Genomic DNA, 18,929 nt, shown 5'->3' with positions numbered 1-18,929 from the left:
GCAGATGAGGCGCGGAGAGGTTTCTCCGCGCCTCTTCGTCGTAGTGCGTTCCGTCAGCCGCTCAGGACCCCCGCTGGCGAGAAAATCCGGTATCGGCCGCGAGACGGTCGCGGCGCGGCGACTGGACGGGCGCATGGAGAGTCTGCGGAGGCGCGGACTCGACATCGGCTGCATCGAAGACCTCATCGCACGCTTCCTTCAGAACGGCGGGATGCCTTTCCGCGATCTGCAGAAGCCGCCGCGTGGGACCCTCCGGCTCCCGCTTTCCCTGCTCCCACGCACGAACGGAGCTGGCGCTCACGCCCAGCATCTGGCCGAAGATTGCCTGTGACACGGACAGCTTGTGGCGAATCTCCCGAATGAGGTGCGGCGGGTAGTACGGCGGCAACTCGAGGTGCGCCTTGCGGGCGGTAACCTCCACCGTGTGCACCCGTACGTCCGTCGCCTCGCCCCGCGTGTAGGCGAGCGCCTCTTCAAGCCCCTCAATGAGGAGCTTGCCCCACTTGCTATGCTCTTCGCTCATTACTCCTCCATCTTCAAGCGCTCTACCAGCTTCGTCAGCTTGCGGTATTCCGCAGGCGTAAGGTCAGGGACCTCACTCTTGGGGAACACGGCCATCAGAAAGACGCGCGAGCGAACCTCAACGTAAAGATAGACCACGCGTCCGCCGCCACGCTTTCCCCGCCCCGACGCTGCGACGCGCAGCTTCCGGAGCCCACCCGTGCCTGTGATCACACGGCCTGCCCTGGGGTCCGCGTTCAGAATCCCCTGCAACGTCGCAAGGTCGTCATCGTCCAGAAGCCCTTCGGCGCTGGCATCGAATGACCGCAGCAGTACGAAGTGCAGGAGTTGGGGCTTGGACACCAAAGTATAACACTCCGTGTCATAGCCGGGAACAGGTGTGCAGAGTGAACACGCGAAGGTAAAGCGCGCGCCCGGAGAGCGGAAGAGCGGAGATGGGCGGAGATTGCAACAGTCTGGACGCTGGCGCGTCCAAACCGCTCGTTATGAGAAACCAGCGGAACGGTTCACCACAGCCCCAGCTTGGTCAGGTCGTCACGCAGTTTGAGGAGGGCGAGGTCCTTCATCTTGGCTTCCAGCATCACGTCGAAGGGCACGTCGCCGGCGGCGGCAAGGAAGCTGGCGAACTCCCACGGGTGCACGTAGTCGGCGTGCTGGCTGAGCAGGGGCGGCGCGGTGACCTCCTTCTTGCCGCGCAGCACGGTGCGTGAATCCAGTTTGGGCGAGGAAAAGTGCACCTTGGGCATCACGCCCGCGGGCCAGGTGGCCACCGCCGCGCGGCAGGCTTCGCCGATGGACAGGGTGCCGGGGTTCAGCAGGTGGTGCTGGTGGTCGAAGACCACGGGAATGCCGATGGCCTCGTGCACCCGCAGGCAGTCCTGCACGGTGTACAGCGTCTCGTCGTTCTCGATCACCAGGCGGCGGCGGCCGGCGTCGGACAGGCGCGGATGGTTTTCGACGAAGCGCTGCATGGCCGCGTCCTTGTTGCCGTACGCGCCGCCCAGGTGCAGGATGACGATGGCCTCGGGCCCCTGCTCCATGGCGTCGAGCAGCTCCGCCTGGCTGTCGACGTCCCAGATCCCCTTGTCGTTGATCTTTGGGTCCAGCGCGGAAAGCAGCACGTACTGCGAGGGGTGCAGCGACAGGCGGATGCCGCGCTCCCGCGCCGTGCGGCCCAGCTCCGCCAGCCCGTCGCGGCACTCGGCGATCTGCCCGTGGAACTGCGGCAGGTCCGGGTGCGTGCAGTAGGGCACGAAGTCGGACGAGATGCGGTACATCCGCACGTCGATCTCGTCCAGGTAGTCCAGGATCTCGCGCAGCATGTCCATCGACACGCGCAGGTGGGGATTGGACTGCCACCGCCGCGCGTCGTTGCTCTTCATCCCCTCGCGCCCGACCACCTTTACGGCAAACCCCAGCCGCCGCGGCCACTCCCGCTTCGCCATCCCCATCCGCTCCTGATCGTGCGTATCGTTCGCCCCAAAATGCCGGAGGCGCGGCCGTAGACCGGCCGCGCCCCCGCATGCTTCACGCCCCGTCCGCGCGGCGGCTCAGGCGTCCGGGCGCTGCACCAGCACCCACACGGTCTCGGTGCTGCCGCTGTAGAACATGCTGATCACCACGTTCTTCTGCCGCCCGTCGCGAAAGCGGAACTGGTAGGGAAACACCGTGTGCAGGTTCCGGTTCTCCACCCCCTCCACGAACTTGCCGTAGAACTCCTGCACCTTGGTGCACGGCGCCACCTCGTCGAAGAAGCTGCGCCCGAGGGCCTCGGACTTGTCCATGCGGGCCAGGCTGCTCTCCGTCTGGTTGAACTTGAGCACGGTGCCGCTGCGGTCCAGCTGGATCATTCCCACGGGAAGTCCGTCGAGCTCCGCCTCGGTGAGCACGTCGGCGCGCTCGAGGACGTTGTTGGGTGCGTTGAGGGTGGCCTGCATGGGGCGATTGCTCCTTCATTACGGGTAGTTCCCGGGAGTAGATACTGCTACACCCGGCGGTTGCAGCGTCACCCGCCGCATCCGCCAGAATCGTACCCGACTGTATAATGTTTGTCAACAGTTACTCCCTTGGTGTTACGAGACGCTGAATCCCCCGCCCGTCCGGTGCCTGCCGACCCGATGGAACGTGTGTTGCAACCCTCCCGCGCTCCCGGTGAGCGCCTTCAGGAACTGCGATGTGCGCCGATGTTGTTGCGGCACCGGGACATCGGCCACCACACACCCGAGGGAGAAGCCCGTATGGCGAACAACGACATGGACCGCGTGGTTCCGCTGGGCCAGCTGGACGACTTCAAGGTGGCCGAGGGCGACCCCGACGTGCGCGGGTGGGAGGTGCTGGCCTCCGATGGAAAGAAGATCGGCGAGGTGGACGAGCTGCTGGTGGACACCGGCGCCATGAAGGTGCGCTACCTGGACGTGGACGTGGACCAGGGGATGGTGGCCGGCGGCACCGACCGCCACGTGCTCATCCCCATCGGCTACGCGCGGCTGGACCAGGACCGCGACTGCGTGATGGTGGACGCGCTGGCCTCGGCCGACCTGGGCGGCGTTCCCTCGTACGACCAGGGGCCGCTCACCCGCGACTTCGAGACCTCCGTGCGCCAGAGCTTCACCGCGCGCGGCGGCACGTCCGCCGGGATGGGCGCGGGAACGTCCGCCGGGATGAGCGCGGGAATGGGCGCGGGGACGGCCCAGGGGATGTCCACGGGCATGAGCGCGGGATCGTCCACGGGGATGGGCGCGGGAACGTCTACCGGGATGGGCGTGGGCTCCACCGGCATGGGCTCGGGGATGATGGACACGGCGGGGCTCGACAACACCCCGGGGATGGTCACCGGGCTGGGGATGGCGGCCGCGGCCGGCGGCCTTTCCGACACCGGGACCACCGGGATGCGCACGGGCGCCTCGGACCTGGACGACCGCGGCAACCGGATGGGCTCCACGGGCGCGTCCGCGGGCGTGATGTCGTCGATGGACGACGGGCTGCGCGGCGGCGAGCGGATGGGCGCGGGGTCGCAGGGCCCGGCGGGCGGGCTGGACCGCGAGGAGTCGCGCGGCGGCGGGATGGGCGCGCTGAACGAGCGGGCGGACGAGCTGGGCTACGACCGCGACGCGGTGCGGATGCGCGGCGACGCCAGCCACAGCGCCGGACTGGCCGGATCGGACTACCTGCACAACGCGGACGAGGACTTCTACGCCAGCGATGCGTTCGACGACACGGCCTTCTACGGCTCGCGCCGCGGCGGCGGGACGTCGGGCTCGGCGGATCGCGGCCTGGGCGGCGGACCCACGCTCGGCGGGGGAGGCGGCGGGATCAACGACCTCAGCCGCGGGACGGGCGGCGCGGACCAGGTGGACTCGTTGAGCGGAAGCGGGCTGCAGCGCGGTCCCCGCGAAATGCCCTCCGCCGACATGGGCGCGGACGAGGACGAGACGCGGCGGCTGGCGCAGGACGCGCGCGAGCTGCGGCGCGAAGACCACCAGAACCGCGACGTGGGCGGCGGAAGCCTCTGATCCGCGGCATTCTTCGGGGGGCGCTTTCGCCGGCGGGCGGGGGCGCCCCCGCGTTCGTGGCATCCGCCCGCGCCGCGCTGTAGATTGCCGATCCCATGACGCTCTCCATTCTGCCCGCCCGCCGTGGGCCGTGGATCCTGGCGCTCGACGTGGGCTCGTCGTCCGTGCGGGCGCAGTGGGTGGACGCCGCCGGCGCCGCGCTCACGGCGGACGTGGCCGCCCGCGCGGAGCACGCGTGGCGCCTCTCGGACGACGGCGCGATGGAGGCGGACGGCGATGCGCTGGCGGACCTCTGCATCCACGTGATCCACGCGGCGGTGGAGGCGGGACGCGCGGCGGGGATCCGGCCGGCGGCGGTGGCCATCGCGGCGTTCTGGCACGGCCTGGTGGGCATCGGGGCGGACGGGCGGGCCGCGACGCCGCTGTACGGCTGGGGCGACGGGCGGGCTCGCGCGGCGGCGGACGCGCTGCGGGCGCGGCTGGACGAGGCGGCGACCCACCGGCGCACCGGGTGCTTTCTGCACGAGCTGTATCCGGCCGCCAAGCTGGTCTGGCTCCGGGGCCCCGGCGGCGATAGCTTGCCGCCCGCGAGCGCCTGGGCCAGCATCGGCGAGCTGCTGATGCTGCGCCTGTTCGGCGAGCTTCGCACGTCGCTGTCGATGGCGTCCGGCACCGGGCTGCTGGACCTGCGCACCGGCGCGTGGGATGGCGAGATGCTACGCGCCGCCGGCATCACCGCGGGCGTCCTGCCGCCGGTGGACGACGCGCCGTTCCGCGGGCTGACGGCGGAGTTCGCGGCGCGCTGGCCGGAGCTGGCGGACATCCCCTGGTTTCCGCCGCTGGGCGACGGCGCGTGCGCCAGCCTGGGGATGGGCGCGGCGGGGCGGCGGATCGGATTGTCCGTCGGCACGTCGGCGGCGGTGCGGGTGCTGCGGGAAGACGCGGTCCCCACGGTGCCGGACGGGCTCTGGTGCTACCGGGTGGACGCGCGCCGGACGGTGTGCGGGCGGGCGCTCTCCAACGGCGGCGCCGCGTTCGCGTGGCTGCGGCGCACGCTGCGCCTTCCCCCGCCGGACGAACTGGAGGCGCGGCTCGCGGCCATGCGCCCCGGCGCGCACGGGCTGACCATCGTCCCCCGCCTGCTCCCCGAGCGCCCGCCGCGCGGCGCGGGGCCGGAGACCGCGATGATCGCCGGGATGACGGCGGCGACGGGGGCGGTGGAGATCGCGCGGGCGTGGCTGGAGGCGTCCGCACGGGAGATGGCGGACGCGCTGGACGCGGTGGAGGCGGCGTTCGGGCCGGCGGACGAGGTGGTGGCCGGCGGCGGCGCGCTGAACGCATCCCCCGCGTGGACGCGGATCATCGCCGACGCGCTCGGCCGTCCCCTGCGCCTTTCGCCCCACGACGAGCCGACGCTGCGCGGGGCCGCGCTGCTGGCGCTGGAGCGCATCGGCGCGGTCGACGACGCGGTGGCACACGCCGCGGCGGACGGCGGCGAGCGGATCGCGCCGGACCCGGCGGCGCACGCGGTGTACCGCGCAATGCGGAGCGGGTTGGGCTGATCGCTTCGACGGGGATCGGTCCGCGTCCGCGGGGGCCCTTTCCCCCGACCGGCCTTTCGCTCGTTCCTCGCGACGGCGGTCGACCCCTCCCCCAAACTGCGGGGGAGGGGTGGTGGGGGCCGCCGGGTTGAATGCGCCGGGGCAGGGGCCCCAGCGGGCGCCAGTTCGATGCAAGTCGTCGAGCCCCGATCCACCGGCAACCCCAACCTCCCCCAGCAGTTTTGGGGGAGGTGGCGAGCCTAGGCGAGCCGGAGGGGGCGCCCGCGGACGCAGCCCGGATCGTCCGGAGCACGATTGAATTCTCCTCTCTCCCATGCAGTTTATGGGGGAGAGGCCCGGAGAGGGGGGCCCCCGCCGCTCGCGCAGACCCTCCCCGTGCGCGATCGAATTCTCCCCTCTCCGCGAGGAACGAGCGGGGAGGGAGCCGGGGGAGGGGCCCCCAGCGGGCGCCAGTTCGATCCGCTTCGCCTCGTCGGCAACGCCAACCTCCCCCAGCAGTTTTGGGGGAGGTGCGAGCCTAAGCGAGCGGAGGGGGCGCCGGCCCGCGGCAGAAAACTCAGCCCCACCGCATCCAACTGAACCAGCCAGGACGATCGATGGCCTCCGACGCCCAGAAGCTCGACCAGCTCTGCATCGACACCATCCGCACGCTGTCCATGGACGCGGTGCAGGCGGCCAACTCCGGCCACCCCGGCACCCCCATGGCGCTGGCGCCGCTGGCGTACGTCATCTGGACGCGCCACCTGCGCCACAACCCGGCCGACACCCACTGGCCGGACCGCGACCGGTTCATCCTTTCCGCCGGCCACGCGTCGATGCTGCTGTACTCGATGCTGTACCTGACCGGCTACGGCCTCACCCTGGACGACCTCAGGAACTTTCGCCAGTGGGAGTCGCCCACGCCGGGCCACCCGGAGTACGGCCTTACCCCCGGGGTAGAGACGACGACGGGGCCGCTGGGGCAGGGGTTCGCGACGGGCGTGGGGATGGCGATGGCCGAGGCGCACCTGGCCGCGCGCTACAACCGCCCCGGGCACGACGTCATCAACCACTACGTCTACGCCATCTGCTCCGACGGCGACCTGATGGAGGGCGTGGCGGCCGAGGCGGCGTCGCTGGCGGGCCACCTGAAGCTGGGCAAGCTCATCTACTTCTGGGACGACAACAAGATCACCATCGAAGGCTCCACCGACCTGGCGTTCACCGAGGACGTGGCGAAGCGCTTCGAGGGGTACGGCTGGCACACGCTGGCGGTGGACGACGGCAACGACCTGGAGGCCATCGACGCCGCCATCCGCGCCGCCCAGGCGGACCCGCGCCCGTCGATGATCACCGTGCGCACCGTCATCGGCTACGGCTCGCCCAACAAGGCCGGCTCCGAAAAGGCGCACGGCGAGCCCCTGGGCGAGGAAGAGATCAAGCTGACCAAGCAGGCGCTGGGCTGGCCCTCGCAGGAGTCCTTCTTCGTCCCCGACGAGGCGCTGGCGCACATGCGCGCCCTGGGCGAGCGCGGCGCGCAGGCGCAATCCGAGTGGGAGCGGCGGATGGAGGCCTTCCGCACCGCCCACGCCGACGCGGCGGCGGCGCTGGACCAGGCGCTCTCGCGCACGCTGCCGTCCGGATGGGACGCGGAGATTCCCAGCTGGACCAAGGACGACAAGCCGATCGCCACGCGCGCCGCGTCGGGGAAGGCGCTGAACGCCATCGCCAAGCGGGTGCCCTGGCTGATGGGCGGCTCCGCGGACCTGGCGGGATCGAACAACACCAACATCGACGGCGGCGGCGACTATGGGCCGGACGACTACACGGGGCGCATCCTGCACTTCGGCGTCCGCGAGCACGCCATGGGATCGGTGATGAACGGGATGACGCTGCACGGCGGCGTGCGCGTGTTCGGCGGCACCTTCCTGATCTTCAGCGAGTACATGCGCCCGCCCATCCGCCTGGCCGCGCTGATGGAGCAGCCCACCATCTACGTCTTTACCCACGACTCCGTGGGCCTGGGCGAGGACGGCCCCACGCACCAGCCCATCGAGCAGCTGGCCTCGCTACGCGCCATCCCCGGCCTGATCGACCTGCGCCCGGGCGACGCCAACGAGACGGCGGAGGCGTGGCGCTTCGCGATGGAGCACACCGAAGGGCCCGTCTTCTTTTCCCTGACCCGCCAGGCGCTGCCGCACCTGGACCGCGAGACGCTGGGCGCCGCGTCGGGGCTGCGCCGCGGCGCGTACGTGCTGGCCGAGGCCGAGGGGGGCGACCCGCAGGCCATCCTCATCGCCACGGGTTCGGAGCTTTCGGTGGCGATGGAGGCGCGGGACCGGCTGGCGGGCGAGGGGATCCGCGCGCGCGTGGTCAGCATGCCCAGCTGGGCACTGTTCGCGCAGCAGGACAAGGCCTACCGGGACGAGGTGCTGCCGCCCGCCGTCCGCGCCCGCGTCTCGATCGAGGCCGCGCACCCCATGGGATGGGAGCGCTGGGTGGGGAGCGAGGGTACGGTGATCGGCATCAGCCGGTTCGGCGCGTCGGCGCCGGCCAAGCGGGTGTTCCAGGAGCTGGGCCTGAGCGCCGAGAACGTGGCCGCCAAGGCCAAGGAGTGCCTGGGGATGGGCGACGGCGGCGCGGAGCACGGCCGGGCGGCCGCGGGGCCGGCGGCGGAGGGAACGGACGAGAAGAGTGCGTGAGTGCGGACGTGCGTGAGTGCGGGAGTAGAAAAGATGATGATGCGGATGATCCGTCCCCCTCACCGCGTCCCCACTCCCGCACTCACGCACTGACGCACTCACGCACTTTCACCTGCGGGGAGAATAGAATCATGGATCCCGAGACCAAACACCCCACCGACGCCGTGCAGCCCGACCGCTCGGCGCTGCACGACCTGCACGCGCTGGGGCAGAGCGTGTGGCTGGACTACATTCGCCGCGGCATCCTGGACAACGGCGAGCTGGAGGAGATGATCCGCCGCTACGACCTGCGCGGCGTGACCAGCAACCCCAGCATCTTCGAGCAGGCCATCGGCGACAGCGACGACTACGACGACGCCTTCGACGCCCTGGCGGCCGGCCAGGGCGGCGCCACCGGGGCGTACGAGGCGCTGGCGGTGGAGGACATCACCCGCGCCTGCGACCTGTTTCGCGGCGTGTACGACGAGAGCAACGGGACGGACGGCTTCGTCTCGCTGGAAGTGTCGCCGGAGCTGGCGCACGACGAGGCCGGCACCCTGGACGAGGCGCGCCGGCTGTGGAAGTCCGTCGGCCGCCCCAACCTGATGATCAAGGTGCCGGGCACCGACGCCGGCCTTCCCGTCATCGAGCAGCTGCTGTTCGAGGGGATGAACGTCAACATCACCCTGCTCTTTTCCGTGGCCAACCACGAGCAGGTGATGGAAGCCTTCCTGCGCGGGCTGGAGCGGCGGATCGAGGCGGGGCAGCCGCTGGAGCGCGTGGCGTCCGTCGCGTCGTTCTTCGTTTCGCGCGTGGATTCCGCCATCGACGCGCAGCTCGACAAGCTTGCCGACGCCGCCACGGACGACGCGGCGAAGGAGCGCGCGCTGGGGCTGCGCGGCAAGGCCGCCGTGGCCAACGCAAAGCTGGCGTACCGCCGCTTTCAGGAGATCTTCTCGGGCGAGCGCTGGGAGCGGCTGGCCGCCGCGGGGGCGCAGGTGCAGCGGCCGCTGTGGGCCAGCACCAGCACCAAGAACCCGGACTACCGCGATGTCATCTACGTCGAGGAGCTGATCGGCGCACACACCGTCAACACCATGCCGCTGGCCACGGTGGAGGCGTTCGCGGACCACGGCGTCGCGGCGTCCAGGGTGGACCAGGACGTGGACCAGGCGGTGGCCGACATCGCCGCCCTCCGCGAGCTGGGGATCGACCTGGACCAGGTGACGGACCAGCTGCAGCGCGAGGGGGTGGAGAAGTTCGCCACGTCGTTCCGCGACCTGCTGCAGTCCGTGGACGCCAAGCTCGCCCGCGTGGCCCAGGCCTGACCTCACCCGGCGGGCCGTTCCAGACCGAATCGCTCCCCCCAGCCGCCGCGGCCGGGGGAGCGATTTGCTTGCGCGCAATGGTTGCGCCCGCCGGTGGATCCCATAAAATGTGACCATTCGGAGTGCATGGAGAAGGCGAAATGTCGCCTGGCGCACCTTGCGGGCGACGTGGGACGGCCGATCTGGGGAGTTTCCGCCACGGATCGTACCGCATCTGTCCCAGGACTCCTTGCACCCCGTGTGTCAAGATTTACGTCAAGTTGTTGCGGGACGGATGGTTGCGAGAAATGCCCCTCCGGGCCGGCCGCGGTATGGGGGTTGCTACACTCGGCTGTAGCAGTCACCCCATTGTGTTGCCGGAGCAGCAAGGTGGGGCAAGGCTGGGGGTTGCACGTTCAATGTGCGGTTCTTCACGAGCGGCGCCCCCCGACCATGCGAAGCAGCGTTCCTTCGCAGCCCTCAGCCTCCCGCTTCCCTGCTCCAGCCGCCTGCGTTCGCGGGCGGCGCGGACGGGCCGTCCCGGATCGGGACGGCCCGTCCGCACGTTGATAAAACGCGGGAGGGCCGTGTGCCCGCCCCGAACCCACAGCGCACATGGCGACGCTCAACTACAACCACCTGCTGTACTTCTGGATGGTGGCCCGGGAGGGGAGCATCGCCGCGGCGACGGTGCGGCTGGGGGTTTCGCAGCCGGCGGTCAGCAGCCAGATCGCGCGGCTGGAGCGCTCGCTGGGGGTAAAGCTCTTCGAAAAGAGCGGCCGCGGCCTGGCGCTCACGCAGGCGGGCACCACGGTGTACGCCTACGCCGACGAGATCTTTGCGCTGGGCCGCGAGATGCTGGAGACGCTGGAGCGCGGCGGCCGGCGGCCGCTGCGGCTGGCGGTGGGCGTGGCCGAAGGAGTGCCGCCCACGCTGACGCACCGGCTGCTGGAGCCCGCGCTCAAGCTGCCGCGCCCCGTGCGCCTGGAGGTGCGCCACGGCCCCCTGGCGCGCCTGAGCGCGGAGCTGGGCGCGCGCGAGCTGGACGTGGTGCTGAGCGACGAGCGCCTGCCCGCCGCCTCCGCCGTCCGGGCGCGCCCGCACCCGCTGGGCGAGTGCGGGCTCACGCTGCTGGCCACCCCGGCGCTGGCCGAACAGCTGGCGGAAGGCTTTCCCGGCTCGCTGGACGGCGCCGCGTTCGTGCTGCCGCCGGCCGGCGCCCCGCTGCGCCGCGCGCTGGACGCCTGGATGCAGGCCGGCGGGCGGGCCCTCACCGTGGCGGCCGAGATGGACGACTGGACGGCGCGGCTGCTGCTGGCGCAGTCCGGCGCCGGCGTGCTGGCCGTTCCCACCGCCGTCGCGGACGAGATGCGCACCCGCCACACGCTGCAGACCGTGGGCGAGGCCCCCGACGCCCTGCAGCACTTCTACGCGCTGACGGTGGAGCGCCGCCCCCGCCACCCCGCCGTCGTCGCCGTGCTGGAAGCCGCCCGCGGAGCGCCCATCCGCTGAAGGCGCGTGAGGCCGAATCCGCAAGAGAATGGGCCTCACACGGAGTCAACGGAGTCAACGGAGTTTTCTCGTGCCGTTTTCTATTTTCAGTGTGCGAAGAAGGAGCACGTGCGGGTGGTGATGGAGGCCGACTGATACCAGATTCTCAGCCCGATTGTGCATTCCCCCCAGGCCGTCTCATCCTCGGACCAGATCCTGAAAAAGAATAATCGTACGGAGGATACAGAGTCAGACAGAGAAAGCGAGCCAGGATATTATCCTGGTTCCTCTGTCTGACTCTGTTCCTCTGTACGCATGAAGGTGTTTTTTTCCCGGATTCGGCGTCACACCGAGGACACGGAGAAGACAAGAGGACAGGGTTTCTCCTCCGTGCTCTCCGTGCCTTCCGTGAGACGGCAGTAGAAGTCTGGGTGCACAATGAACTGCGGGATTCGGTATGACGCTTCCATCCAATGATTGAGGGCTCGCACAAAATCAAACGGAGTCAGCGGAGAAAAACTCCGTTGACTCCGTTGACTCCGTGTGAGGCCATCTTTTCAGCAGCCGGACTTACTCCTCCACCTCCGGCGGAACCGTCGCCGGGCGGGTAAGGCGCAGCAGGCTCACGCGGCGCTCGTCCGTCTGCTCCACGCGCAGCTCCATCTCGCCCTCGCCCCCCATCACCGCCACCGCGTCGCCCGGCTCGGGAACGCGCCCCAGCGTGCCGAAGACGAATCCGCCGACGGTATCGAACTCGTCTTCGGGAATCCGCAGGCCAAAGCGCTCGTTCACGTCCGAGATCAGCACGCCGGCGTCGATCAGCACGTCGCCCTCGGGGGTGGACTCGAACTCCGGCTCCACCTCGTCGAACTCGTCGTTGATCTCGCCCACGATCTCTTCCAGCAGGTCCTCCAGCGTCACCAGCCCGTACGTGCCGCCGAACTCGTCCAGCACGATGGCCACGTGCACCGCCTGCCGCCGCAGCTCCGACAGCAGCTCGTCCACCGGCTTGGTGTCGGGGACGAACAGGGCGGGGCGCAGGATGGAGCGCACGTCGAACGCCCCGTCGGCCGCGCCGCCGCGCTCGTGCAGCACGCGCAGCAGGTCCTTGGTGAGCACCACCCCCAGCACCGAGTCGATGGTCCCCTGGTAGACGGGGATGCGCGAGTGGCCTTCTTCCGTCGCCACCTCCAGCAGCCGCGCCAGCGTCACCTCCACCGGCACCGCCACCATCTCGGTGCGCGGCGTCATCACCTCGCGCACCACCGTCTCGCTGATCTCGAAGACGCCGCGCAGCATCTCGCGCTCGTCGTCCTCCATGTTCCCCGCGCCGCCCTCGCCCCCCGGCTCCATCACCAGCAGCCGCAGCTCCTCGGGCGTCTGGATCAACGGGTGAAAGCCGGTGGAGCGCACGCCGAACATCCGCACCACCCCGCGCACCACGAAGTTGAGCGGCCAGGTGATGGGCGTGAGGACGAAGGTGAGCGCCCGCAGCGGCGGCACGGCCAGGTGCGCCGTGATCCACTCGGCCCGGTGCACCGCCACCAGCTTGGGCACCTGCTGCCCCACCGTGGCATGGAGGAGCGAGACGAAGAAGAGCGCCAGGAAGATGGAGACCGCCGACGACGAGCCCAGCATGACGCCGAACAGGCGCACCGGTCCGGGCCCGAACAGGGGCACCAGGTAGGCGCGCGCCAGCAGCACGCCCTGGTAGCCCAGCGCGACGGACGCGAGCGAGCGCGCCACCTGGGCGGCGAACACCAGCTCTTCCAGCCGGTCCAGCGCGGGAAGCACGCGCGCGGCGCGGGCGTCGCCCTGGCGGATGGACTGCTCGATGCGGATGCGGCGAACCGCGATGAGGGCGAACTCGGCCGCCACCAGAAAGGCGTTGGCCGCGATCAGTCCCAGGATGGTGAGAAGGGAAAAACTGCCGGGGTCGGGATCCATGGATGGCTGCAGTTGTACCGCGTCCGGGGAGCGCTCCGGACTGCGGACCGGGCCCGCGGGCGATCCGGGAGGCGGTCAGTCCATCCGCCGCCTCCCCCAAATCGCCGCGCCGGGAACCCGTCAGGCCGCGGCGGTTTCCTGCTGCGCCGGGGCCTCCGACGCGGACGCCGCGTCGGCGTTGGCGATCACGGGGCTGCAGAAGCGCATGCCGATGGTCGCCAGCTCCTTCAGCTCCCGCTCGGCGAGGCCCGGATGGCGCTCTCCCAGGAACTGAATCGTATCCTTCATCCACTCCTCCTGCTGCTCGCGCGTCGCCTGCATGACGCCGCAGCGGTGGATGTGGCCGAACAGCTCGTTGCGCGCCTCGTCCATCGCGGTCGGGCGGCTGCTCTTGGTGCGTTCCCTGTTTCGGCTCAAAGGGCCTCCATTTCGGGTGTAACCGTCCCTCCGCAGAGGGCTCGGGAGATCGGGTGCGGTCGTGAAAAACGCGTTATTATAGCGGGTTTCCGGGCCCCGCGAAACGGGGGCCCGGAACACCGCCGGTCCGGGGATTGCTCGTGTGCCGCGAACAGCCGCGGCGCGGCCCCGTCCGCGCGTTCCCTTGATACCCCCGACTCCCGAAATGTGCCGCTCCCCAGCCTGCCGGGCCTGATCCGCGCCGTCCCCGGCCGCCACGTGCGCTGGCGGGACCTGGAGCTGCGCACGCACCAGGCCGACATCGGCGCCTACCGCATCCACTGGGCCGAGACCGGCACCGGCGAAGACGCGGTGGCGCTGCTGCACGGGCTGTCGGGCTCGTCGCGGTGGTGGGCGCGCAACATCCGCGGCCTTTCGGCCCGCTACCGCGTGCTGGTGCCCGACGTGGTGGGCTTTGGCCGCAGCCGGCTGGCGGCCGCGCCGCTCCCCGACGTGCCCGCGCTGGCCGCCGTGCTGGGCGAGTGGCTGCGCTTGGCGGCGGGCGGGGCGGCGCACGTGGTGGGGCACTCCATGGGCGGCCAGCTCTCCATCCACATGGCCGCGCGCTTCGGCGGCTGCATCAAGCGGCTGGTGCTGGTGGACGCGGCCGGCCTTCCCCGCCCCCTTACCCCGCGGCACGTGACGCGCTTTGCCTACGAGATGGCGCCGCCCTGGCAGTGGGGCGATCCCACCTTCCTCCCGGTGATGCTGGGCGACGCCCTTGCCGCCGGGCCGTGGAACGTGATGCGCGCCCTGCGCCACATCCTGCGCGACGACGTGCGCCCGCTGCTTCCCGACATCCCCCATCCCACCCTGCTGCTGTGGGGCGAGCGCGACGCCATCATCCCGCTGGCACACGGCGAAGAGATGCGGCGGATGATCCCCGGCTCGCGGCTGCTGGTGCTGCGCGGCGCCTACCACAACCCCATGGTGGACGCGCCCCAGGCGTTCAACGAGGCCGTGCTGGCCTTTCTGGCCGGCGAAGAGGTGGGCGAGTGACGGCGTACGGACGCCGCCTGGGCGCCGCGGCGGCGCAGTGGGCGGTCACGCACCGGGTGCGGGCGGACGGCTGGAACGTGCGCTACCGCGAGGCGGGCGAGGGGCCCCCGCTGGTGCTGGTGCACGGGCTGGGCTGCTCGGCGGACTACTGGGTCAGGAACGGGCCGTGGCTGGCGGCGGCCGGGTACCGCGTCATCGCGCCGGACCTGCCGGGCTTCGGGCGCACGGAGGGGCCCAAGGTCCTCTCCATCATCCAGCAGGCGTACGCCGTGTCGCTCTTCTCCGACGTGCTGGGGCTGGAGCCGACCGTGTACCTGGGGCACTCGCTCAGCTGCCAGACGGTGCTGGAGCTGGCCGCCACCGAGCCCGAGCGCGTGCGCGGCATCATCCTGGCCGCGCCCACGGGGGACCGCCGCAAGAAGCGGCTGGTGCGCGAGGCCATCGGCTTTCTGGCCGACATCCCCCGCGAGCCGCCGTCGCTGGTGCCGCTGATCGCGGACGCCTACCTGCGCGCGGGGCCGCTGCGCTGGGGGCGCACCTGGCTGGCCGGCAAGCGCCACGACGCCTTCGACGCCGCCGCGCGGGTGCGCGCCCCCGCCGTGGTGCTGGTGGGCGACCGCGACCCCGTGGTTTCCGTGCACTTCGCGCGCGCCATGACGTACGCGCTGGGCGACGCGCGCCTGCGCATCATCGAAGGCGCCGCCCACGCGCTCATCTACGACGAGCCCGCCGGCTTCAACGGCGCCGTGCTCCGCTTTCTCGCCTCCACGGTTCGCGCCGCGCGCCCCTGAGCGCCGTCCTCTATCAGCCATCTCAAAGGGCTGGACAGATCGACGCGCGGCGTGCATCTTGTCGCCGCGTGTTGTAAACTCTGCGAACTTACAAGCAGATCATCCGCGCTCCGCCTGACAGGCGGGGCGGCGACTTGCTGCGCCCTTGATCCTAACCCAGCAGATAGGTAATTTTATGCCGACTGTCCTGCGGGTCGATGGGTTTCGCCTTTCCTTCTTCGCTGGCGACCACGAGCCCGCCCACGTTCACTGTGACAATGGCGACGGCGTCGCGATCATCGAGATCGCGAGCGGCAGCGTGCGTCGCAAGCTGGGCAGCATCCGCGAAAAGGACGTTCGGCGGGCAGAGACGGTCGTAGCCGAGCACAGGGATGATTTGCAGCGTGCGTGGACCGAGTTCGCGTTCCGCCTGGGAGCAAGCAGATGAGCGAAGCCGACAAGGAGTTCCAGAAGCGCTACCGCGCCGCGAAGGAACTAGGCGAGCACCTGGACAAGACCGAGCCTCGTGCCGTGCACGCCGAGTACGATGCGGAGCGCGGTGTCATCATGGTGCAGTTGAGGTCCGGATGCTGGTTCGGCTTTCCGCCGGGCATGGGACCGGGCCTGGAGAACGGGACGCCGGAGCAGCTGGCGCAGGTCGAGGTCGTGTGGGGCGAAGGGCTGCACTGGGAGGAGCTGGATGCCGACATCTCGGTGCCGGGGCTGATCTTCGACCTGCTGGACGCGCCGGCGTGGTGGGCCCGCTGGATCGCCAGCCGGACCAGCGCCAAAAAGGCCGCCGCCTCGCGTGAGAACGGCAAGAAGGGCGGACGCCCCCGCAAGGCATCCGCCCCCAAGCCACCGCCGCCCGCCAAGGCCGCGTAGCCTCCGCGGCGCCCGGGCGCCCGCCGAACCACGGCCCCGCGCAGCGTGCGGGGCTTTTCGCGTTTCAACCGCCGGGTCACGGGTTCGGGACGGCTCCGGACGGTGCGTCCCCCCCTCCTCCTCCGCGTCCCGCTCTTTTCCTCCGCGCCCCCGGCGTGACATCTTCTTTCCCTGGCGGATCGGGGCCGGGACTTGCAGGCGCGGGCAAGGGCGGTCCGGGACGGACATCGACAAGAGCGGAGGCGCGAATGCGGCTGGGGATGGTGGGGCTGGGCAAGATGGGCGGCAACATGGCGCAGCGCCTTACGCGCGGCGGCCACGAGGTCGTCGTTCACGACCGGGACGAGGCGGTCACGCGCACCATCGCTCAGGCGGCGGGCGCGCGGGCGGCGACGTCGCTGGACGAGCTGGTGGGCGCGCTCGAGGCGCCGCGCGTGGTGTGGGTGATGGTGCCCGCCGGCGGAGCCACCGAGCAGGTGCTGCAGGACCTGGCCGGGCGCATGCAGCCCGGCGACGTGCTGATCGACGGCGGAAACAGCAACTTCCACGACACGCAGCGCCGCGCCACGGACCTGGCTGGCCGCGGCATTCACCTGATTGACGCGGGCACCAGCGGCGGCGTGTGGGGGCTTGAGAACGGCTACTGCCTGATGGTGGGCGGCGACGTGGACGCCGTGGGGATCTGCGAGCCGGCGTTCCTCACGCTGGCGCCCAGGGACGGCTACGCGCACGTGGGGCCCAACGGCGCCGGCCACTTTACCAAGATGGTGCACAACGGCATCGAGTACGGCCTGCTGCAGGCGTATGCGGAAGGATTCGAGATCCTGCACAAGTCGGGGATGGGGCTGGACCTGCGCCGCATCGCCGGCCTGTGGAACCACGGCAGCGTGGTGCGCTCGTGGCTGCTGGAGCTGCTGGAGCGCGCCTACGCCACGGAGGGGCAGGAGCTGGAGCGCATCCGCGGCTGGGTGGCGGACAGCGGCGAGGGGCGCTGGACGGTGCAGACGGCGCTGGACCTGGACGTCCCCGCGCCCGTCATCACTCTCTCCCTGCAGATGCGCTTTCTCAGCCGCCAGGACGAGTCGTACGGCGCGCAGGTGATCGCGGCGCTGCGCAACCAGTTCGGCGGGCACGCCATCAAGGAAGCGGCGCCGGGCGGCGAGGCGGCGCCATGAGCGACGATCCCCAGCTTCCCGAGGTCCCCCTTCCCCCCGCCACGGGCGAGACGCCGCTCCGCACCCCCATGGCGTCGCCCATGGCGCGCGTCCGCTGCCCGGACCCGCTGGTGCTCGTCATCTTTGGCGGCACGGGCGACCTGGCGCGGCGCAAGCTGATGCCGGCGCTGTGGAAGCTGAAGGCCGACGGGCTGCTGCCGGACGAGTTCGCCATCGTGGGCAACTCGCGCGAGGACATCGACGAAACCGCCTTTCGCGAACGGATGCGCGGCGCGCTGGAGGAGTTCGCCGAGGCGCCGGACGCGGCGGAGTGGGAGGCGTTCGCGAAGCACATCTACTACGTTCACGGCTCCACGGACAATCCGCAGACTTTCCAGGACCTGCGCGCGTGCCTCGAGGCGGCGGACGCGGAGCATGGGACGCGGGGGAACCGGCTGTACTACCTGGCGCTGCCGCCGTCCGTCATCGCGCAGACCTCGGAGGGGCTGGGGCGCGCGGGGCTGGTGTGCGAGCCCGAGGGGGAGTGCTGGTCGCGCATCATCGTCGAAAAGCCGTTCGGCCGCGACCTGAAGTCGGCCAGGGAGCTGAACGCGGCGCTGCTGCGCGTGTTCAGCGAGCCGCAGGTGTTCCGCATCGACCACTACCTGGGCAAGGAGACGCTGCAGAACCTGCTCATCTTCCGCTTCGCCAACATCATCTGGGAGCCGCTGTGGAGCCGCACCTACGTGGACCACGTGCAGATCACGGTGTCGGAGAGCGTGGGTGTGGAGGGCAGGGCGGGGTACTACGACACCAGCGGCGCCCTGCGCGACATGGTGCAGAGCCACCTGCTGCAGATCCTGACCCTGGTGGCGATGGAGCCGCCGGCCAGCTACGACGCCGACAGCATCCGCAACGAAAAGGTGAAGGTTCTGCAGTCCATCCCCCTCATCCAGGGCGACGACATCGCGCGCTACGCCGTCCGCGGCCAGTACGCGGCTTCGGGGGAGGGGGATGGGGCGATGCCCGGCTACCTGGACGAGGAAAAGGTGCCGGAGGGGTCGCGGACCGAGACGTTCGCGGCGGTGCGGCTTACGGTGGACAACTGGCGCTGGGCGGGGGTGCCGTTCTACCTGCGGACGGGCAAGCGGCTGCCGGCCAAGGCCAGCGAGGTGGTGATCCGCTTTCGCCCGGCGCCGCACCCGGTGCGCGACCTGGTGCAGGTGGACGACCCCGCGCCCAACGCGCTGGTGCTGCACATTCAGCCCGACGAGGGGATCTCGCTGTTCTTCGAGGCCAAGCAGCCCGGCCTGCGCGGCGAGCTGCGCCCGGTGAGCATGGACTTCGACTACTGCAAGGCGTTCAAGACCGAGTCGCCCGAGGCGTACCAGCGGCTGCTGCTGGACGCCATGCTGGGCGACGCAACCCTCTTTGCCCGCCGCGACGAGGTGGAGGCCGCATGGACGCTGGTCACGCCGCTGGCCGAGGCGTGGGAGGCGGCCGGCCAGCCGGAGCCGTACCCCGCCAACAGCTGGGGCCCGCGCGGCGCGGACGAGATGCTGGCGCGCGAGGGGCGGACGTGGGCGGTGCCGGGGACGCTGGGGGCGGTGCCGGCCGGGGGCGGCGGGGGGTGAACGGGTGAGGTCCGGGCCCGAACGTCCCCC

At 70.8% G+C, this 18,929-nt stretch carries 17 protein-coding genes; 11 read left to right on the top strand and 6 right to left on the bottom strand.

The genetic code is table 11. The features are described 5' to 3' along the window. Positions 1-61: 61 nt before the first annotated feature. The 4 genes from VGC13_RS23035 to VGC13_RS23020 form a co-directional block, all read right to left on the bottom strand. The gene (locus tag VGC13_RS23035) at positions 62-523 is read right to left on the bottom strand and encodes a helix-turn-helix domain-containing protein (RefSeq protein ID WP_331127651.1); all 462 of its coding nucleotides are present in this window, start codon (positions 521-523) and stop codon (positions 62-64) included. Further along, entirely contained in the window at positions 523-864 is a 342-nt protein-coding gene (locus VGC13_RS23030) for a type II toxin-antitoxin system RelE/ParE family toxin (protein WP_331127650.1), read from the bottom strand. The genes VGC13_RS23035 and VGC13_RS23030 overlap by 1 nt, the downstream gene beginning before the upstream one ends. A 164-nt stretch (positions 865-1,028) precedes the next feature. After that, entirely contained in the window at positions 1,029-1,967 is a 939-nt protein-coding gene (gene uvsE / locus VGC13_RS23025; protein WP_331127649.1) for a UV DNA damage repair endonuclease UvsE, read from the bottom strand. A 105-nt stretch (positions 1,968-2,072) separates the two neighbouring features. Continuing rightward, entirely contained in the window at positions 2,073-2,459 is a 387-nt protein-coding gene (locus VGC13_RS23020; RefSeq protein ID WP_331127648.1) for a PAS domain-containing protein, read from the bottom strand. 300 nt (positions 2,460-2,759) lie between these two features. Here VGC13_RS23020 and VGC13_RS23015 point away from each other — a divergent pair, with 300 nt between their 5' ends. The 5 genes from VGC13_RS23015 to VGC13_RS22995 all read left to right on the top strand — a co-directional run bounded on the left by VGC13_RS23015 (position 2,760) and on the right by VGC13_RS22995 (position 11,075). After that, positions 2,760-4,034, top strand: coding sequence for a PRC-barrel domain-containing protein (locus tag VGC13_RS23015; protein ID WP_331127647.1), 1,275 nt, complete (start codon positions 2,760-2,762; stop codon positions 4,032-4,034). 95 nt (positions 4,035-4,129) lie between these two features. Beyond that, positions 4,130-5,596: a gluconokinase gene (locus VGC13_RS23010; protein WP_331127646.1), complete on the top strand. Its 1,467-nt coding sequence runs from the start codon at positions 4,130-4,132 to the stop codon at positions 5,594-5,596. Positions 5,597-6,192: 596 nt separating this feature from the next. Further along, positions 6,193-8,277, top strand: coding sequence for a transketolase (gene tkt, locus VGC13_RS23005; RefSeq protein WP_331127645.1), 2,085 nt, complete (start codon positions 6,193-6,195; stop codon positions 8,275-8,277). A gap of 131 nt (positions 8,278-8,408) precedes the next feature. Continuing rightward, complete coding sequence (gene tal, locus VGC13_RS23000; RefSeq protein ID WP_331127644.1) at positions 8,409-9,584, top strand: transaldolase; 1,176 nt, start codon at positions 8,409-8,411, stop codon at positions 9,582-9,584. Positions 9,585-10,178: 594 nt separating this feature from the next. Next, positions 10,179-11,075, top strand: coding sequence for a LysR family transcriptional regulator (locus VGC13_RS22995; protein WP_331127643.1), 897 nt, complete (start codon positions 10,179-10,181; stop codon positions 11,073-11,075). Positions 11,076-11,624: 549 nt separating this feature from the next. On the opposite strand, the gene VGC13_RS22990 is transcribed toward VGC13_RS22995, so the two are convergent. Together VGC13_RS22990 and VGC13_RS22985 are read right to left on the bottom strand one after the other, a co-directional pair. Then, positions 11,625-13,001 carry a hemolysin family protein gene (locus tag VGC13_RS22990; RefSeq protein ID WP_331127642.1) on the bottom strand — a complete coding sequence of 459 codons (1,377 nt, stop codon included), beginning with the start codon at positions 12,999-13,001 and terminating at the stop codon, positions 11,625-11,627. A gap of 120 nt (positions 13,002-13,121) precedes the next feature. Then, the gene (locus VGC13_RS22985) at positions 13,122-13,373 is read right to left on the bottom strand and encodes a hypothetical protein (RefSeq protein ID WP_331127641.1); all 252 of its coding nucleotides are present in this window, start codon (positions 13,371-13,373) and stop codon (positions 13,122-13,124) included. 252 nt (positions 13,374-13,625) lie between these two features. On the opposite strand from VGC13_RS22985, the gene VGC13_RS22980 reads away from it, so the two are divergent. From VGC13_RS22980 to zwf, 6 genes are all read left to right on the top strand, one after another. Beyond that, complete coding sequence (locus VGC13_RS22980) at positions 13,626-14,456, top strand: alpha/beta hydrolase (protein ID WP_331127640.1); 831 nt, start codon at positions 13,626-13,628, stop codon at positions 14,454-14,456. Next, positions 14,453-15,247 (top strand): alpha/beta hydrolase, encoded by a 795-nt coding sequence (locus VGC13_RS22975; RefSeq protein WP_331127639.1) that lies wholly within the window; start codon positions 14,453-14,455, stop codon positions 15,245-15,247. Before VGC13_RS22980 ends, VGC13_RS22975 begins: the two co-directional genes overlap by 4 nt. Before the next feature lie 175 nt (positions 15,248-15,422). After that, positions 15,423-15,674, top strand: a complete 252-nt coding sequence (locus tag VGC13_RS33715; protein WP_414683012.1) for a DUF4160 domain-containing protein — start codon at positions 15,423-15,425, stop codon at positions 15,672-15,674. Next, positions 15,671-16,111 (top strand): DUF2442 domain-containing protein, encoded by a 441-nt coding sequence (locus VGC13_RS22965; RefSeq protein ID WP_331127637.1) that lies wholly within the window; start codon positions 15,671-15,673, stop codon positions 16,109-16,111. Before VGC13_RS33715 ends, VGC13_RS22965 begins: the two co-directional genes overlap by 4 nt. Before the next feature lie 248 nt (positions 16,112-16,359). Next, positions 16,360-17,286: a phosphogluconate dehydrogenase (NAD(+)-dependent, decarboxylating) gene (gene gnd, locus VGC13_RS22960; RefSeq protein ID WP_331127636.1), complete on the top strand. Its 927-nt coding sequence runs from the start codon at positions 16,360-16,362 to the stop codon at positions 17,284-17,286. Next, the gene (gene zwf, locus VGC13_RS22955) at positions 17,283-18,899 is read left to right on the top strand and encodes a glucose-6-phosphate dehydrogenase (RefSeq protein WP_331127635.1); all 1,617 of its coding nucleotides are present in this window, start codon (positions 17,283-17,285) and stop codon (positions 18,897-18,899) included. Before gnd ends, zwf begins: the two co-directional genes overlap by 4 nt. Positions 18,900-18,929 lie beyond the last annotated feature (30 nt).

The organism is Longimicrobium sp., assembly GCF_036399255.1.
GTDB lineage: Bacteria > Gemmatimonadota > Gemmatimonadetes > Longimicrobiales > Longimicrobiaceae > Longimicrobium.
The sequence above is the reverse complement of the archived record's forward strand: the minus strand, read 5'-3'. Positions and strand labels throughout refer to the sequence as shown.

Bases quoted from the DNA above. Each gene is read 5' to 3' on its own strand.
- VGC13_RS23035 (WP_331127651.1), bottom strand. From the start codon at position 523: ATGAGCGAAGAGCATAGCAAGTGGGGCAAGCTCCTCATTGAGGGGCTT.
- uvsE (WP_331127649.1), bottom strand. From the start codon at position 1,967: ATGGCGAAGCGGGAGTGGCCGCGGCGGCTGGGGTTTGCCGTAAAGGTG.
- VGC13_RS23020 (WP_331127648.1), bottom strand. From the start codon at position 2,459: ATGCAGGCCACCCTCAACGCACCCAACAACGTCCTCGAGCGCGCCGAC.
- VGC13_RS23015 (WP_331127647.1), top strand. From the start codon at position 2,760: ATGGCGAACAACGACATGGACCGCGTGGTTCCGCTGGGCCAGCTGGAC.
- VGC13_RS23010 (WP_331127646.1), top strand. From the start codon at position 4,130: ATGACGCTCTCCATTCTGCCCGCCCGCCGTGGGCCGTGGATCCTGGCG.
- tkt (WP_331127645.1), top strand. From the start codon at position 6,193: ATGGCCTCCGACGCCCAGAAGCTCGACCAGCTCTGCATCGACACCATC.
- tal (WP_331127644.1), top strand. From the start codon at position 8,409: ATGGATCCCGAGACCAAACACCCCACCGACGCCGTGCAGCCCGACCGC.
- VGC13_RS22995 (WP_331127643.1), top strand. From the start codon at position 10,179: ATGGCGACGCTCAACTACAACCACCTGCTGTACTTCTGGATGGTGGCC.
- VGC13_RS22990 (WP_331127642.1), bottom strand. From the start codon at position 13,001: ATGGATCCCGACCCCGGCAGTTTTTCCCTTCTCACCATCCTGGGACTG.
- VGC13_RS22985 (WP_331127641.1), bottom strand. From the start codon at position 13,373: ATGGACGAGGCGCGCAACGAGCTGTTCGGCCACATCCACCGCTGCGGC.
- VGC13_RS33715 (WP_414683012.1), top strand. From the start codon at position 15,423: ATGCCGACTGTCCTGCGGGTCGATGGGTTTCGCCTTTCCTTCTTCGCT.
- VGC13_RS22965 (WP_331127637.1), top strand. From the start codon at position 15,671: ATGAGCGAAGCCGACAAGGAGTTCCAGAAGCGCTACCGCGCCGCGAAG.
- gnd (WP_331127636.1), top strand. From the start codon at position 16,360: ATGCGGCTGGGGATGGTGGGGCTGGGCAAGATGGGCGGCAACATGGCG.
- zwf (WP_331127635.1), top strand. From the start codon at position 17,283: ATGAGCGACGATCCCCAGCTTCCCGAGGTCCCCCTTCCCCCCGCCACG.